Annotated in this window: 17 protein-coding genes; 2 read left to right on the top strand and 15 right to left on the bottom strand. The window is 68.1% G+C overall.

Annotation, left to right across the window (positions count from 1 at the left end; translation table 11 throughout):
- Positions 1–58 precede the first annotated feature (58 nt).
- The 7 genes from HV783_RS17285 to HV783_RS17255 are packed head-to-tail and all read right to left on the bottom strand — an operon-like array spanning position 59 to position 6,810.
- A complete protein-coding gene (locus HV783_RS17285) occupies positions 59–1,126 on the bottom strand; it encodes an ABC transporter substrate-binding protein (RefSeq protein ID WP_054485421.1) in 1,068 nt (355 codons plus the stop codon).
- Positions 1,123–2,295, bottom strand: a complete 1,173-nt coding sequence (locus tag HV783_RS17280; RefSeq protein ID WP_175189551.1) for an NAD(P)/FAD-dependent oxidoreductase — start codon at positions 2,293–2,295, stop codon at positions 1,123–1,125. The genes HV783_RS17285 and HV783_RS17280 overlap by 4 nt, the downstream gene beginning before the upstream one ends.
- On the bottom strand, positions 2,292–3,677 hold the full coding sequence (locus tag HV783_RS17275; RefSeq protein WP_054504477.1) for an FAD/NAD(P)-dependent oxidoreductase: 1,386 nt from the start codon (positions 3,675–3,677) through the stop codon (positions 2,292–2,294). Before HV783_RS17275 ends, HV783_RS17280 begins: the two co-directional genes overlap by 4 nt.
- Positions 3,674–4,003, bottom strand: coding sequence for a (2Fe-2S)-binding protein (locus HV783_RS17270; RefSeq protein WP_175189550.1), 330 nt, complete (start codon positions 4,001–4,003; stop codon positions 3,674–3,676). The genes HV783_RS17275 and HV783_RS17270 overlap by 4 nt, the downstream gene beginning before the upstream one ends.
- Positions 4,004–4,040: 37 nt before the next feature.
- A complete protein-coding gene (locus HV783_RS17265; protein WP_054418835.1) occupies positions 4,041–4,835 on the bottom strand; it encodes an ABC transporter permease in 795 nt (264 codons plus the stop codon).
- Between the two features lie 15 nt (positions 4,836–4,850).
- Positions 4,851–5,738: an ABC transporter permease gene (locus HV783_RS17260; protein ID WP_049070352.1), complete on the bottom strand. Its 888-nt coding sequence runs from the start codon at positions 5,736–5,738 to the stop codon at positions 4,851–4,853.
- Between the two features lies 1 nt (position 5,739).
- Positions 5,740–6,810: an ABC transporter ATP-binding protein gene (locus HV783_RS17255; RefSeq protein WP_063584720.1), complete on the bottom strand. Its 1,071-nt coding sequence runs from the start codon at positions 6,808–6,810 to the stop codon at positions 5,740–5,742.
- Between the two features lie 197 nt (positions 6,811–7,007).
- Here HV783_RS17255 and HV783_RS17250 point away from each other — a divergent pair, with 197 nt between their 5' ends.
- Positions 7,008–7,850: an IclR family transcriptional regulator gene (locus HV783_RS17250; RefSeq protein ID WP_116791263.1), complete on the top strand. Its 843-nt coding sequence runs from the start codon at positions 7,008–7,010 to the stop codon at positions 7,848–7,850.
- Between the two features lie 471 nt (positions 7,851–8,321).
- On the opposite strand, the gene HV783_RS17245 is transcribed toward HV783_RS17250, so the two are convergent.
- Entirely contained in the window at positions 8,322–9,485 is a 1,164-nt protein-coding gene (locus HV783_RS17245) for an alpha-hydroxy acid oxidase (protein ID WP_054418839.1), read from the bottom strand.
- Positions 9,486–9,704: 219 nt separating this feature from the next.
- Positions 9,705–10,601 carry a phytanoyl-CoA dioxygenase family protein gene (locus HV783_RS17240; protein WP_054504474.1) on the bottom strand — a complete coding sequence of 299 codons (897 nt, stop codon included), beginning with the start codon at positions 10,599–10,601 and terminating at the stop codon, positions 9,705–9,707.
- Positions 10,602–10,762: 161 nt separating this feature from the next.
- On the opposite strand from HV783_RS17240, the gene HV783_RS17235 reads away from it, so the two are divergent.
- Complete coding sequence (locus HV783_RS17235; RefSeq protein ID WP_054504473.1) at positions 10,763–11,047, top strand: acylphosphatase; 285 nt, start codon at positions 10,763–10,765, stop codon at positions 11,045–11,047.
- Positions 11,048–11,115: 68 nt separating this feature from the next.
- On the opposite strand, the gene HV783_RS17230 is transcribed toward HV783_RS17235, so the two are convergent.
- The 6 genes from HV783_RS17230 to HV783_RS17205 form a co-directional block, all read right to left on the bottom strand.
- Complete coding sequence (locus HV783_RS17230) at positions 11,116–12,024, bottom strand: EamA family transporter (RefSeq protein WP_054504472.1); 909 nt, start codon at positions 12,022–12,024, stop codon at positions 11,116–11,118.
- A 39-nt stretch (positions 12,025–12,063) separates the two neighbouring features.
- Positions 12,064–13,122: a threonine aldolase family protein gene (locus HV783_RS17225; protein ID WP_116791265.1), complete on the bottom strand. Its 1,059-nt coding sequence runs from the start codon at positions 13,120–13,122 to the stop codon at positions 12,064–12,066.
- A gap of 5 nt (positions 13,123–13,127) precedes the next feature.
- Complete coding sequence (locus HV783_RS17220; RefSeq protein ID WP_063580920.1) at positions 13,128–13,862, bottom strand: amino acid ABC transporter ATP-binding protein; 735 nt, start codon at positions 13,860–13,862, stop codon at positions 13,128–13,130.
- Positions 13,863–13,913: 51 nt separating this feature from the next.
- On the bottom strand, positions 13,914–14,603 hold the full coding sequence (locus tag HV783_RS17215) for an amino acid ABC transporter permease (RefSeq protein ID WP_049070337.1): 690 nt from the start codon (positions 14,601–14,603) through the stop codon (positions 13,914–13,916).
- 8 nt (positions 14,604–14,611) lie between these two features.
- Positions 14,612–15,364 carry an amino acid ABC transporter permease gene (locus HV783_RS17210; protein ID WP_175146025.1) on the bottom strand — a complete coding sequence of 251 codons (753 nt, stop codon included), beginning with the start codon at positions 15,362–15,364 and terminating at the stop codon, positions 14,612–14,614.
- Positions 15,365–15,467: 103 nt separating this feature from the next.
- Complete coding sequence (locus HV783_RS17205) at positions 15,468–16,376, bottom strand: amino acid ABC transporter substrate-binding protein (RefSeq protein WP_175189549.1); 909 nt, start codon at positions 16,374–16,376, stop codon at positions 15,468–15,470.
- Positions 16,377–16,449: the final 73 nt, after the last annotated feature.

Below are 16,449 nucleotides of genomic sequence, written 5' to 3'. Positions count from 1 at the left end.
GATCGGTGCCTTGCCGTCCGCGACGCGCGCAGCGTCGCGGACGAAGGCGTGCCTGTCCTCAGCGTTCGACCGTGCGGTTCCAGCGCGCGTTGAAGGCGGGACGGGTGGCGTTGATCTGGTCCCAGTCCAGGATCTTGGCGTTGGCCATGTAGCCCTGGAAGCGCTTGAGCGCCTCTTCGGTGCCGGCCGGCGGTTGAACGTTCTTATTGGACGGGAAATGGCCGCCCATTTCCAGTGCCTTGGCCTGCGCCTGCGGCGACAGCAGGTACAGCGCCAGCTTCTGCGCCAGTTCCGGCTCGCTGTTCTTGGCGATGACGCACTCGGCCACCATCAGGATCACCGAGCCTTCCTTGGGCTGGGCGTATTCCACCGGGATGTCGCGCTTCTTCAGGCGGGCGATGGCGGTGGGCGTGAGCGGGAAGATGGCGGCTTCGTTGGACTGGATCATCTCGGCCAGCTTGGCCGAGTTGGGGATGTATTCCAGCACGTTGGGGCCGATGGTGGACGGCCACTGCTTGAAGCCGGGCTCGGTGTTCTGGTCATTGCCGCCCTGGATGCGGTTGAACATCAGGAAGCCGTGCAGGCCGAAGGTGCTGCCCGAGGCCGACTGGAACACCACCTTGCCCTTGAACTTGGGATCGGCCAGGTCCATCCACGAGGTCGGCGCGGCCCAGCCTTTCTCCTTGAACAGGCGGGTGTTGTAGCCCAGGCCGGTCATGCCGATGTCGATGCCGGCGGCCATGCGGTCCTTCATGACGGCGGTGGGGTACAGGTCCTTGAGCACCGGATCGTCGTTGAGCGGCTCGCACAGGCCCATGGAGATGGCGCGCGCCATGATGCCGTCGTCCAGGAACATGACGTGCATCTGCGGCTTGTCCTTGAACGCCTGGGCCTTGGCCAGCACGTCGGTGGACGTGCCGGGCACCACCACGATCTTGACGTTGTTGGCCTTCTCGAAATCCGGGAACACGTACTGCGTGAAGGCGCGCTCCATGTCGCCGCCGTTCATGCCGACGTACAGCGTCTTCTGCTGCGCCATGGCGCCCGCCGACAGCGCGGCCAGCGCCAGGCCCAGCAGCCACTTCCCCTTGGACGGGCGGCGAACGCCCTGTTTGTTGTGCTTCATGGTGACTCCAGCGTTTGCTCACGAACAGGCCCCAACCGAGCCACGGGGCCGTGAGCGGCCCCCGTGTATCGTCCGATGCCGAAGGCGTCGATGGGAATGGAAGACCGGCCGTTAACGACCAGTTCGGAAAGCACTTCGCCCACGGCGGGGCCGATCTGGAAGCCCGCGCCGGACAGGCCGAAGGCATGGAACAGGCCCGGCACGGTGGCGCTGGGGCCCAGCACCGGGTTGTGGTCGGGCATGTTGCCCTCGACCCCGGTCCAGAAGCGGATGACCTGCGCGCCGCGCAATGGCGGCAGCAGGCGCGCGGCGTTGGCCATCAGCGGGCCCAGCGCCTCGCGGCCGGGACGGGCGTAATCGGGGCCGGCGGACACGGCGCGGCCCCCACCGATGACGCAGTTGCCGCGCGCCACCTGGCGCGCGTAGATGCCGCCGCCCTGCATGCCGAGGCTGACATCCATGAACAGCGGCAGCGGCTCGGTCACCATCATCAGCGGATGGATCGCGGTCTCGGGCACGGTTTCGCCGAAATCCTGCGCGAAGCGTCCGGCCCAGGCGCCGGCGCAATTGAGCAGGAAGCGCGAACGCACCTCCAGCGCGTCGCCGGCGCGCAGGATAAAGCGGTCGCCGTCGTGGATGGCCTGCGTGACGGGGGTGCCTTCGCGCACATCGGCGCCCAGCGCGCGGGCGGCGCGGCCGAAAGCCGGCGACACCAGGCGCGGGTTGGCGTGGCCATCCTCGGGGCAGAACGAGCCGCCCACCACGTGCGCGCCCAGCCAGCCGAAGCGCCGCGCCAGGGCGGCGCGGTCCAGCATTTCGAGGTTCATGCCGAAGCCACGGGTCTGCGCGCGATAGGCGTGCAAGGCGTCCAGGTCCGCATTCGAGCACGCCAACTTCAAGTGGCCCGAGCGCACGTATTCGCCGTCGATGCCGATCAGTTGCGGCAACTGGCCCCAAAGCTCGTGCGCGCGGCGCGCCAGCGGCATCTGCTCCAGGCCACGGCCCTGGCGGCGCACGCCGCCGTAGTTGACGCCGCTGGCGCGGGCGCCGCACAGCGCGGCCTCCAGCAGCACCACCGGCACGCCCAGCCGGCGCAGGAACAGCGCGGCGCTGCCGCCGACGATGCCGCCGCCGAGAATGGCGACTTCGGTGTCGATGCGTTCGGTCATGGCGCGGCCTTCTCCGTGCGGTCGAGACAGACGATATCCACAGGGATCGGCTTGACCGGCGGCTGGCCACGCAGGCGGCCGACGCCGTCTGGCCCGGCGCCGCAGGCCTGCGCCAGCACTTCGGCCGCGCCGGCGCCGCACATGCGGCCCTGGCAGCGTCCCATGCCGACACGCGTCAGCGCCTTCAGGCGGTTCAGTTCGCGCGCGCCGGTGCCGTGGACCGCCGCGCGCAACGTGCCGGCGGTGACTTCCTCGCAGCGGCACACCACGGTGTCGTCGGCGATGTCGGCGGCCCAATCCTCGGGAAACGGAAAGGCGCGTTCGAGCGCGTCGCGCACGCGGCCGTTGGCGGCCAGGCGGGCTTCGAGTTCGCGCGCCCGCTGCGCCGGCTGCGCATGGCCCGCATCCTCCAGCAAGGCGAGCGCGGCGCGCTCGCCGGCGAGCTCGGCCGCGTCGGCGCCGCCGATGCCGGCGCCGTCGCCGGCCACGTACACGCCGGCCACGCTGCTGCGTCCAGCCGCGTCCAGGCGCGGCGTCCAGGCACGGTCACGCGCGTTGAAAATGAACTGGCAGCCCGCCAGGCTGGCCAGTTGCGTTTCGGAGCGCAGCGACAGGCCGTAGCCCAAGGCATCGCAATCGACGCGCCGCTGCCGCGATCCCTGGCGGTAGACCAGCCCGGTGACGCGCGTCTCGCCCTCGGCCCGCACCGGCCGCACGCCGCTGGCCATCGGCACGCCATGCGCGCGCAGCCAGGCCATGTAGTACAGCCCCTTGGCCAGCAGGCCCGGCGCGCGCAACATGGCGGGCAAGGCCGCCAGGCGGTCGGCGAAGCGCGAGGTATCCAGCACCGCGACAACACGGGCGCCGGCCTTGGCGTACTGATAGGCGACCAGATAGAGCAGGGGGCCGGTGCCCAGGAACGCGACGCGCTCGCCGATGGCGCAGCCCTGGTGCTTCAACGCCACCTGCGAACCGCCCAGCGTGTACACGCCCGGCGTCAGCCAGCCCGGGAACGGCAGCACGCGGTCGGTGGCGCCGGTGGCCAGGATCAAATGGGTGTAGGGCACGGGCGCGCTCTTGCCGTCGCGCAGCACATCGAGCGTCTTGCCTTCGGCGTTCCACACCAGGCTGCCGGGCCGGTAGTCCAGTTGCGGCGCCAGCTCGTCCATCTTGCGGTGCAGCGCATCGGCCTTGCGGTGCTCGAAGCCGTACAACGCCGCCTTGGATCGCGCGAAGCCCGGCGGCGGCTGGCGGTAGATCTGGCCGCCGGCGCGCGGCGCCTCGTCCAGCACCACCGGCCGCAGGCCCTGGGCCGCCAGCGTCTGCGCGGCGCGGATGCCGGCGGGGCCGGCGCCCACGATCACGGGCAGGATCAGGTTCATGATGCCTCGCCCTCCGCCGCCAGCGTGCCCGGCACCTGCTCGGCGCGCGGCGGCGCGCTGCGCAGGCGCATGCCCGCTTCGATGTAGGTGGAACAGGCGCGCAGCCGCGTGCCGTCCTCGCGCTGCATCCAGCAGTCCTGGCAGGCGCCCATCATGCAGAAGCCGGCGCGCGGCCCGCCGCCGAATTCCGAGACGCGCAGGCGTTCGGCCTGCGTCAGCACCGCCGTCAGCACGGTATCGCCGGCCAGCGCGCTGCAGGGTTTGCCGTCCAGCGTGAAGGCGACGGCGGGCCGGGCCGATTCGGCCAGGCGTTTCAGTATTGCCATGATGGCGGGGTCTCCCGTTGCGTACCCGGCGTGATCGTCATTTCTGTCCCACCAGCACGCGGTCCAGGCCGTAGACACGGTCCAGCAGCAGCATGGTCACCGCGGTCAGGCCGATCACCAGCGCCGACACGGCCGCCATCATCGGGTCGATCGACTCGGTGGCGTACATGTACATGCGCACCGGCAGCGTGATGGTCGACGGCGCGGTGATGAACACCGACATGGTCAGCTCGTCGAAACTGTTGATGAAGGCCAGCAGCCAGCCGCCCGACACGCCCGGAATGATGAGCGGCAGCGTCACCTGGAAGAACACCGTGGCGCGGCTCGCGCCCAGCGACAGCGCGGCATGCTCGACCGAGCGGTCAAAGCCCACCAGCGCGCCGATCACCAGCCGCATCACATACGGCGTGATCACCACCACGTGGCTGAACACCAGCCAGCCGAAGCTGCCGGTCGTGCCCAACAGCGCGAAAAAGCGCAGCAGCGCCACGCCCAGCACCAGGTGCGGGATCATCAGCGGCGACAGGAACAGGCCGTTGAGCGCATCGCGTCCCGGAAAGCGGTAACGCGTAATGGCGATGGCCGCCGGCACCGCCAGGCACACGGCGATGCTGGCCGACAGGAACGCCAGCCACAGGCTGTTCTTGAACGCCTGCATGAAGTTGGGATGCTCGAACACCGCGTGGAACCAGCGCAGCGAAAACTGCGTGGTCGGCACCGTCAGCGTCGACTCGGGCGTGAACGCCACCAGGCACACGATGGCCAGCGGCGCCAGCACGAACAGCACCACCAGGGCATTGAAGAGGAGAGCGAAGGGACCGTTTTTCTGCATGATCGCTGTCCTCGCTCAACCCAGGCTGCGCCGGTAGGAACGTTCCACCACGCGGTTGTACGCCATCATGATGACGACGTTGACCACCAGCAGCACGATGGCGATGGCCGCGCCCAGCGGCCAGTTCAATTCGGTCAGGAATTCGTCGTAGACCACCGTGGCCACCATCTTCAGGCGGCGTCCGCCCAGCAGCGCGGGAATCGCGAACGAACTGGCCGACAGCCCGAACACGATCAGGCTGCCCGACAGGATGCCCGGCATGGCCTGCGGCAGCACGATGCGCAGCAGCGTCTGCAAGCGCGAGGCGTTGAGCGACAGCGCCGCGTGCTCCACGGTCGGGTCCAGCTTCTGCAGCGAGGTCCACACCGGGATCACCATGAACGGCAGCATCACGTGCACCAGGCCGATGATGACGGCGGTAGGCGTGTACAGCAACGGCCCCAGGCCCAGCGCCGCGGCCGCGCGGCCGATGGCCCCGCCCGGCCCCAGCAGCATGCTCCAGCCGAAGGCGCGCACCACCAGCGAGATCAAGAGCGGCGACAGCACCACCAGCAGGAAGATCGAGCGCCACGGCTTGCCCATGCGCGACAGGATGTAGGCCTCGGGCGCGCCGATCAGCACGCAGATCAGCGTGGTCACGCCCGCGATCCAGAACGTGCGCCAGAAGATCTCCAGGAAATAGCCGTCGGTCACCACCGCCAGGTAGTGTTCGAAGGTGTGCCCGGGCAGGATGCCCGCGCTGTAATCGAACGGACGGAACGACAGCACCAGCGTCAACGCCAGCGGCGTCAGCACCAGCGTCAGGAACACGATCGCCAGCGGAATCGAACCGAGGATGGCCAGCAGCCCGTCGGTGCGCGGCTTGGGCGCGCTGGCGGCGCCGGGTTGGGTCAGCGTCGCCATGTCAGGCCTCTTCGGCAACGGCCGCGACGGGCAGCACGCGCAGCACCCCCTCGGCCCAGTCCAGGCCGATCTGTTCGCCATCGTCGTGCGGCGGGCGGCCGTCGTTGGGCGTCAGCACCGTCAGCGCCCCCACCGGCGAATCCAGCCCGTACATCCACTGGCTGCCCAGGAAGTAGCGGGTGCTGACCACACAGGACAGCTTGCCCTGGCCCGCCGGCACCGGCACCAGCTTCTCCGGCCGCAGCGACAACTGCACACTGTCGCCATGGCGCAGCCCCGCGCCGTCGACCAGCACGCGCAGCGCGCCGGTCTCCACCTCGGCCTGCGCGCCGCAGCGCGTCACGCGGCCCGGCAGCAGGTTGGTCTTGCCGACGAAACGCGAGATGAACTCGCTCTGCGGATGCTCGTACATGCGGTAGGGCGCATCCACCTGCGTGGCGCGGCCGTCCTGCATCACCACCACGCGGTCGCTGATCGACAGCGCCTCCGCCTGGTCGTGCGTCACCATCACGGTGGTGGTGCCGATCTGCTTCTGGATGCTGCGCAGCTCGAACTGCATGTCCTCGCGCAGCTTGGCGTCCAGGTTCGACAACGGCTCGTCCAGCAGCAGCACCGGCGGCCGGATCACCAGCGCGCGCGCCAGCGCCACCCGCTGCCGCTGCCCGCCCGACAGCTCGCGCGGAAAGCGGTCGGCGTGCTTGTCCAGCTTCACCAGCGCCAGCGCCTCGCGCACCCGCGCCTGGCGCTCGGCGCGCTCGACCTTGCGCATCTTCAGCCCGAACGCCACGTTGTCCGCCACCGTCAGGTGCGGAAACAGCGCATAGCTCTGGAACACGATGCCCAGCCCGCGCGTGTTCGGCTTGGCATGGGTGATGTCGCGGCCATCGAGCGTGATGCTGCCGCGCGTCACGTCGGCAAAGCCCGCGATCATCTGCAGCGTGGTGGTCTTGCCGCAGCCCGACGGCCCCAGCAAGGACACGAATTCCCCTTTCTCGACCGCCAGGCTCAGGTCCGAGACCACCCGCAGGTCGCCGTAATTCTTGGAGACGTTGTCCAGCCGCAGAAATGACATATTCCAACCCCCTGCCCGGTAAGGCGCGGTGCGCGGGACCCGCCCGCGATGCAATCGATGCAGGGCAGTCTAGGAGGGGCCGAAAAGGCCGGTCAATTAGGGTTTTCCGAACAATCGAATTTTTTACTTATTATTTCCGTATAACTGAATTTTCTGATAAAAATACAGTCGTATATTTTGATTATCGGAATTGAACAATGAAGAAATCAGAAGCCGCCGACGACGCCGGCGCCCAGGGCGTCCTGCAACGCGCCTTCGCCGTGCTGCGTGTCCTGTCCGACGCCAAGGGCGAAAAATTGCGCCTGACCGACATCGCCGCCCGCACCGGCCAGGCCCAGGCCACCGTGCACCGCGTGCTGCAGGGCCTGGTGCAGGAGGGCATGGTCGAACAGCCCGCGCAGAGCAAGGGCTACCAACTCACCGTCGCCTTCTTCTCGCTCGCGGCCAACGCCGGCAACCACCAATCGACCCTGCGTTCGATCTACCGTCCCGCCATGCTGCGCCTGAGCGGCATGCTCAACGACACCATCTTCCTGCTGGTGCGCAGCGGCTTCGACGCCGTCTGCCTGGACCGCATCGACGGCGCCTTCCCGGTCCGCTCGCACACCGGCGACATCGGCGGCCGCGTCCCGCTTGGCCTGGGCCAGGCCGGCCTGCTGCTGCTGGCCAACCTGCCCGAAGCCGAACGCGAGGAAGTCCTGCGCTTCAACATCCCGCGCCTGCACCACCTGGGCTTCGTCGACGAAATCTCGATGCGCGCCGGCATCAAGGAATGCCAGGAACTCCAATACGCCCGCAGCAAGGGCCAGGGCATCTTCCCCAACATCGCCGGCCTCGCCGTCCCCGTGCACGACCCCAACGGCGTCACCGTCGCCGCCCTCAGCATCGCCGCCCCCGTCGAACGCATCAGCGACGAACGCCTGCCCCTCATCGTAGAGATCCTGCGCCGCGAAGCCGCCGGCATCAGCGCCCAACTCAACCCCTTCGACCCGGCGCTAAGACGCCCCAGCCAATTCCTTGGAACCGGCAACCGCGACTGAAACGGCCAGCCAAACCGCCCCCTCTCCCCCCCAAGGCCGGGCCAACCCAGCCCCGCGTCAACGCCGCGCAGCGCACATCGCGCCACCACAAGACACCGCGTAAGTCATGGCCGGCTGCCCGCGCAGCCGGCCATGACGGGCAACACACACTCTTCATGCCCCCTCCGCTCCAACAACGCCTCAACTCTCGACACCCGCAGGCCGGCGCGGCGAGGGGCGGGCGGGGCGCGCCGTGTAGATGCGCCCGAGGGAATCCGTAGGCAGCCGCCTCAGGCGGCAACGAGGATGACGATGGGGCAGTCCGGAGCGAAAGCTCCGGACCGCAATCGTAGGCGCGCCCCGCCCGCCCCTCGCCGCGCCGGCCGACCTACGAAGCACGACTCGCCAAGCAAAAACCCCAAAGCAAGAAAACAAAAAAGCCGGCAAGCCGCAATCCGCGACCCACCGGCTTCCAGCCGATCAGAGAAACGCTCAAACGGGATAAGTCCCCGGCAGCAAGATGCTCCGATCCCCGACTTCGATATTGCGCCGCCCGCAAAGCGCCATCGTCGTATCCATTTCCTTGTACAGGATCTCCAGCACGCGCTTGACGCCCGCCTGCCCATATGCGCCCAGGCCGTAAAGGAACGCCCGCCCGATCATCGCCCCGCGCGCGCCCAGCGCCACCGCCTTGAGGATGTCCTGCCCCGAGCGCACACCGCCATCCATCCACACTTCGATCTTCGACCCCACCGCATCCGCGATCGACGGCAGCGCCGCGATCGACGACATCGCGCCATCGAGCTGGCGCCCGCCGTGGTTGCTGACGATCAGCGCATCCGCGCCGCTGTTGGCCGCCAACTGCGCATCCTCGACATCCAGGATGCCCTTGATGATCAGCTTGCCGCCCCAACGCTGCTTGATCCATTCCACATCGTCCCAGCTCAACCGCGGATCGAACTGCTCGGCCGTCCACGACGACAGCGACGACAGGTCGCTCACGCCCTTGGCGTGGCCGACGATGTTGCCGAAAGTGCGGCGCTTGGTGCCCAGCATGCCCAGGCACCAGCGCGGCTTGGTCGCCAGGTTGATCAGGTTGCGGATCGTCGGCTTGGGCGGCGTCGACAGCCCGTTCTTGATGTCCTTGTGGCGCTGGCCCAGGATCTGCAGGTCCAGCGTCAGCACCAGCGCCGAGCAGCCCGCCGCCTTGGCCCGGTCGATCAGGTTGCCGACGAACTCGCGGTCGCGCATCACGTAGAGCTGGAACCAGAACGGCTTGCCGGTGGCCGCCGCCACGTCTTCCAGCGAGCAGATGCTCATGGTCGACAGCGTGAACGGCACGCCGAAATCGGCCGCCGCCTTGGCCGCCAGGATCTCGCCATCGGCATGCTGCATGCCGGTCAGGCCCGTCGGCGAAATCGCCAGCGGCATCACCGCGTCCTGGCCCACCAGCGTGGTGCGCAGCGAACGGCCTTCCATGTTCACCGCCACGCGCTGGCGCAGCTTGATCTTCTGGAAATCGCTTTCGTTGGCGCGGTAGGTGCCTTCCGTCCAGGCGCCCGAATCGGCGTAGTCGTAGAACATGCGCGGCACGCGCTTGCGCGCAATCGCACGCAGGTCTTCGATGCAGGTGATCGTGGAGAGGTCAGCGGTCATGGTTATTTTTCTGGGGAAAGTGGGACGCGATCCCGCGGCGGCCAGCCCCGCGCGAACCCGCATGCGTCGTCCAGACACCCGCCGTTCACGCCGGGCGGCAAGGCCCGCGGCGCCGCCCAGTATACGCGCCGGGGCCGGCAAGCGCCCCTTGCCGGCCCCGGTTCCCCCCTTCATCGCGACCGCTTTGCGCCGCTGCCGACGCGGCCGCCGTCCCTGCCGCTAGCGCGGCCAGACCTTGCTCACCGCCCGGATCGTGGCCCATGCCACCCAGCGCGGGCTGGTCAGGCGCGCCCCCGGCAGGCGCCGCAGCACGTCCACCGCCAGGCCGCCGCGCCGGTGCCATTCCTTCTTGCGGGTCTGGCTGTCGGTCCAGCGGCCTTCGAGCCACGGAAATTCGCGCCGCCCCGGCTTGTAGACCGGCGGCGTGTTGTAGATCAGGATGTACGCCAGCCGCGGCTGCGGCGAGGTATTGGCGCCCGTGAAATGCAGCGTGCGCGCATCGTGCACGGTGCAGCCGCCGGGTTGCAGCGGCTCGGCCACCGCCTGCTCGCGCGGAAAATCGGCGCAGCATTCAAGCGGGTGCAGCGTCTTGTCGCCGCCGGGCGAGCGGTGCTCCAGCACCTCGCCTTTGTTCGAGCCCGGGATGAACTGCATGCAGCCGTTCTCCAGCGTGGCCGGCTGCAGCGCCAGCCAGATGCTCAGTTCGTTGTAGACGAAATCGGGCGAGCGGAACGCCTCGTCCTGGTGCCACGGCGTCTCGGGGCCGACCAGCGCCGGCTTGAGCAACGCGTGCTCGCCGTACAGCGCGGCGTCCTCGCCCAGCAACTGGCGCGCCAGCTCCAGCGTGCGCTCGTGATAGGTGGTCTTCAGCAGGCCCGGGGCATAATGGCGCGGATCGTGCAAACTGGGAAACTTGGCCGGCTTGGACGGGTCGTCGCGGCTGATGAAGTCGTATTGCGCCCCCTCGTTGTAGCCCGTCTTGTTCGCGAACAGTTCCAGCAGCGTGCGCCGGATATAGCCCACTTCGTCCTGCGGGCACATATCTTGCAGAGCCAGGTATCCCTGGTCCCTGTAGCGCGCTGTTTCTGCTTCCGACAACAAACTGGTCTCTTCCATAATGGCTTCTCCAAGCTTTGCTTGCGGGCGTTCCCGTTGGCACGTTTTGACATGTGCTCTAACGTATCGCTTCGATGCCCGAGGGGCCTATCGACCATCCGCTGTAGCCGGAACCGCCTAGGTCACCCGCGCGCCGCGGCGCATCATCCGAAGGAAAACCAATGCAAGACACCCATATCGAGACCGTCCACGTCACCGTCAGCGGTACCGTGCAGGGCGTGGGCTACCGCCATGCGGCGGTGCGGCGCGCGCACCTGCTGGGCGCCCGCGGCTGGGTGCAGAACATGCTGGACGGCACGGTCGAAGCCCTGGTGCAGGGCACTCCCGACCAGGTCGATCACATGCTGGAATGGCTGCGGCGCGGCCCGCCCGGGGCCGAGGTCGTCGAAATGGTCACGCGACGGGAGTACACCGATAAGCGCTATGCCCATTTCGAACAGCTGTAGGGCGCGCGCCGCGGCCTGCGACGCTCATCCGAAAGCGGGTAGGAGACGCGGCGCGAAGAAGGATGAGCTCAGCGGTTGCGCAGCCAACGCCCGCCGACCTGGTTGATGATCAGGCCGGCGAGCACGCAGCCCGCGCCCAGCCATTGCAGCGGCTGCAGCCGCTCGCCGAAGGCGGCCGACGCCGCCCACAGGCCCACCACCGGCACCAGCAGCGAGAAGGGCGCGATCTTGGCGGCCGGATGACGCGTCAGGAGCTGCGTCCACAGCGTATACGCCAACAGCGTGGCCAGCACCGCCAGGTACAGCACCGACAGCGCCTCGCCCCAGCCGATCCCCAGGATCATGCCCGCCACCGCGTCCCAGCCGTCGGCCAGCACCGCCAGTCCCACGAACGGCAGCACCGGCGCGGCGCTGCTCCAGGCAATGAAGGCAAACGGGTCGTAGCCGGGCGCCGTGCGGCTGGCCAGCCGCACGATGATGTTCGACACCGCCCACATCGAGGCGCCGCCCAGCGTCAGCACGAATCCCAGCATGGGCATCTGGCCCGGCCCCTCGCCACGGCCGGCGGCAATCACCGCCAACCCCAGCGCAGCCACGCCCAGCCCAATCCAGTGATGCGGCCGCGCGCGCTCGCGCAGCACCGGCGCGGCCAGCAGCAGCGTGAAGAAGGCTTGGGTCTGGATCACCAGCGAGGCCATGCCCGCCGGCATGCCGAATTTCAGGGCCGTGAACAGCAGGCCGAACTGGCCCAGCCCCTGCACCAGCCCGTAGGCGGCGATCCACTGCCACGGCAGGCGCGGCGGACGCACGAACAGCACCAGGGGGAAGGCCGCCAGGGCGAATCGCAGGGCGCCCAGCATCATGGGGGAGAGGCCCTTGAGGCCGATCTTCATGATGACGAAGTTCAGGCCCCAGATCACCACCACCGTCAGGGCGCAGAGATAGTCTTTCTTGGAAAGTGGGGTAGCGGCGGACATCGCCCATTATCGCATTGCCCGCCCCCGAAAAACGCCGATTCAGCGGCTTGCCAGCACCTTTTTGAAGGCCTCGATGGCGCGGTCGATATCCTCGTCGTCGATATGGCGATGCGTCACGCAGCGCAGCCGCGTGCGGCCCCACGGACGGGTCAACAGGCCCGCGGCCTCCAGCGCGGTGACCCAGTGCGCATTGGTCATGCCGGTATCGGCGGTCTCGACCTGCACGATGTTGGTCTGCGGCACCGTCGCCGCCAAGGACGGGTCGAGCCGGTTCAGGCCATCGCTCAGGCGACGCGCGCGCGCGTGGTCCTCGACCAGGCGGTCGCCCATGGTCTGCACGCCTTCCAGCCCGGCCGCGGCCATGATGCCGGCCTGGCGCTGGGTGCCGCCAAGCATGCGGCGCAGCATGCGGGCGCGCGCCATCACCGGCCGCGCGCCGGTCAGCACCGCGCCCACCGGCGCGCTCAGGCCCTTGGACAGGCACAGCGACACCGTGTCGGCATGGCGCGTGATCTCGGCCGGCGCCACGCCCAGCGCCACCGCGGCGTTGAACAGGCGCGCGCCATCCAGGTGCACCGGCACGCCGCAAGCCTGCGCCATGCCGTGAACCGCCTGCATGTGGTCCAGCGGCAGCACCGTGCCACCGGCGTTGTTGTGCGAGGTCTCCATTGCCACCAGCGCGGTCTTGAGCTTGTGGCCACCGGACTGCAGCGCCTCTTCCAGGCGGTTCAGGTCCATGGCGCCATCGGTGCCCGGCACGCCCTGGTAGAACAGGCCGGTGAAGGTGGCGGCGCCGCGCTCGGACGTATACATGTGCGCGGCCGATTCCAGCACCACCTGCTCATTGCGCTGGGTCTGCGCCAGCACCGCCAGCAGGTTCGCCATGGTGCAACTGGGCACGAACAGCCCGGCTTCCTTGCCCAGGCGCGCGGCAACGTGGGCCTCCAACGCGCGCACGCTGGGGTCGCCATCGAGCCCGTCGTCACCGATCGGGGCGGTGCGCATGCGCTCGTACATGGCGGCGGTGGGGTGGGTCACCGTGTCGCTGCGCAGGTCGACGAGTGCGCTGGAGGAGTCGACGGAAATCCGCTGGGTCATAACAATCAGTGCTGCAGAATTTTGGAAAGAAACTGGCGCGTGCGCGGCGCGCGCGCCTCGACATCGTCGAAGAAGGCCGTCTTCGGGCAGTCTTCGACGATCTTGCCGCCGTCCATGAAAATCACACGGTCGGCGACGCGGCGGGCGAACCCCATTTCATGGGTCACCACCATCATCGTCATGCCTTCGCCGGCCAGGTCGGTCATCACGTCCAGCACTTCGTTGACCATCTCCGGATCCAGCGCCGAGGTCGGCTCGTCGAACAGCATCACCACCGGATCCATCGACAGGGCGCGGGCGATCGCCACGCGCTGCTGCTGGCCGCCGGACAGCTCGCCCGGATGCTTGTCCTTGTGCGCCGACAGGCCGACCCGCTCCAGCAGCGCCAGGGCGCGTGCGCGCGCCTCGTCCTTGCCGCGCTTGAGCACCTTGAGCTGGCCCAGGCACAGGTTCTCGGTCACCGTCAGGTGCGGGAACAGTTCGAAGTGCTGGAACACCATGCCGGCCACCGAACGCAGCTTGGGCAGGTCGGTGCGTGGATCGCCCACATGGATGCCGTTGACCACGATGTCGCCCTTCTGGAAGGGTTCGAGCGCGTTGACGGTCTTGATCAGGGTCGACTTGCCCGACCCGGACGGGCCGCACACCACCACGACCTCGCCCCGGCCAACGGTGGTGGAGCAGTCATCCAGCACCTGGAAGTCGCCATACCACTTGCTGACCTGCTTGATCTCGATCATCGGGGGTTTCGAAGAGAGTTGCATCGTTGGACCTGTGGATAACCTGGGCGCCTAGCGCAGCACCCGCACGCGCTTTTCCAGCCGTTTGACCAGACGGGATGCCGTGAAGCAGATCACGAAATACACCACCGCCACGAAGAGATAGAGTTCCACCAGCCGGCCGTCGCGCTGGCCGATCTTGGACGCCGCGCCCAGGAAGTCGGTCAGCGACAGCACGTACACCAGCGAGGTGTCCTGGAACAGGATGATGACCCGCGTCAGCAGCGCCGGCACCATGTTGCGGATGGCCTGCGGCAGGATCACGTAGCGCATGCCCTGCCAGTGGTTCAGGCCCAGCGCCATGCTGGCCGAGACCTGGCCGCGCGAGATCGACTGGATGCCGGCGCGCATGATCTCGCAGAAGTACGCGGCCTCGAACAGCGTGAACGTGACCACCGCCGAATTGAACGCTCCCACCCGCAGCGGCGTGGGCGAACCCACGATCCAGGCGGCGATGTAGGGCACCAGGAAGTAGAACCAGAAGATCACCAGCAGCAGCGGCACCGAACGCATCACGTTCACGTAGATGCCCGCCGGCACCGACAGGATCCGGAAGCGCGACAGCCGCATCATGGCCAGCACCGTGCCCAGCGCCAGCCCCATCACCGCCGCCAGCAGCGTCAGGGTCAGCGTGAAGGTCATGCCGGTCTGGAACAGGTACGGCAGCGCGCTGCCGATGACGTCGAAATCGAATTTGCCCATGTCGATTCCTAGCGCCCGTTCCTGGCCGCCGCGCCGATCAGGCCGGGAACCGCCACATGGCGTTCAAGCAGGCGCATGCCCAGGACCACGATGCCGTTCAGGATCAGGTAGATCACGGTCGCGGCCGTGAAGGCCTCGAAGATATGGAAGCTGAACTCGGCCATCGAGCGGGTCTGGCCGGTCAGTTCCAGCAGGCCGATGGTCAGCGCCACCGACGAATACTTGATCGTGCCCATGAACTCCGAGGTCAGGGGCGGCAGCACGATGCGATAGGCCTCGGGCAGGATGATGTAGCGGTACACCTGCGTCTCGGTCAGCCCCAGCGCCGTGCCCGCCTGGAACTGGCCGCGCGGCAGCGACTGGATGCCGGCGCGCAGCTGCTCGGCCACGCGCGCCGAACCGTAGAAGCCCAGGCACAGCACCGCCGGCAGGAACTGCCCCCAGGGCTGCGGCATCTGCTTCATGGCCAGCCCCCAGGCGTGCGGCAGCAGCTCGGGCAGCACGAAGTACCACAGGAACATCTGCACCAGCAGCGGCACGTTGCGGAAAATCTCGACATAGGTCGCGCCGACGGCATTGGCCAGGCGCGACGAGGCGGTGCGCATCACGCCCAGGCACGACCCCAGCAACAGCGAGAACACCCACGCCGTCAGGGCCAGCGCCAGGGTCCAGCCCACGCCGATCAGGATCGTCTCCAGGAAGGTATGCACGCCGTCGGGCGACATCTCCAGGAAGATGCTCCAGTTCCAGTTGTAATTCATGCTTCAGGACCTGTGGACAACCAAAGAAGAGGGCGCCGGCGGGCGGCGCCCCGGGTCGCGCGGCGCCGCGACGCCCATGACAGGGCCGCCGCGGCGGGCCGGCTTACTCGTAGGCCTTGGGGTCGCCGGAGTCGGTCGGATGCGCCAGCGCGCGCTTGAGCGCGTCGCTCATCGGGTACTTCAGGTTGATCTGCTTGGGCGGGATCGGCGAGTTGAAGTACTTGTCGTAGATCGCGGCGACGCGGCCGCTCTTCATCAAGTCCAGCACGGCCTCGTCCACCACTTTCTTGAAGGCCGGATCGTCCTTGGGCTGCATGATGCCGTAGGGCGCCAGTTCCAGGCCCTTGGTGCCGATCACGAAAGCGTCCGGGTTCTTGGACGAGGCCACCACGCCATAGGCGATGCCGTCATCGTTGGCCGACCCGGCGGCGCGTCCGGATTCCACCATCAGCAGCGTTTCCGCCGTATCCTTGGTGGGCGCCATGCTGATGCCCAGGTTGCCCTCGGCGTTCAGGCGCGAGATCAGCTTGAAGGTCTGGCCGCCGGCCTGCGCGGCGATGGTCTTGCCGCGGAACGACGCCAGGTTGTTGGGATCGACGCCGCCGTCCTTGCGCGCCACCAGCACCACCTGCGCCACGAACGTGGTGGGCGCGAACGACACCAGCTTGTGGCGTTCGAGGTTGTTGGTGGTGTTGCCGCATTCCAGGTCGATGGTGCCGTTGGCCAGCAGCGGGATACGGGTGGCGGACGTGGTCGGGTTGTAGCGCACGTCCAGCTTGGGCAGTTTCAGCGCGGTCTTGATGTGCTGGGCGATTTCCTGGCAGATCTCGACGGTATAGCCGATCGGCTTCTGGTTGCCGTCCAGGTAGGCGAACGGCACCGAGGTCTCGGGGTGGCCGATGGTGATCACGCCGGTGTCGCGGATCTTGTCCAGGCGGCTGGGGCCTTCGGCGTGGGCGGCGGCGCTGCCGAACAGGGCGGCGGCGACCGAAATCGCGGCAAATGCTTTCATCGTATTCCCTTGGCGCCGGTCGTGCGGCGCGTGTTTATGTTCACGAACAGCGGTGCCGGATTGCATGCGAACC

Origin of the sequence: Achromobacter dolens (genome assembly GCF_902859745.1) — a bacterium.
GTDB classification, from domain to species: Bacteria; Pseudomonadota; Gammaproteobacteria; order Burkholderiales; family Burkholderiaceae_B; genus Achromobacter; species Achromobacter dolens.
This window is presented reverse-complemented; position numbering and strand designations above follow the sequence as displayed.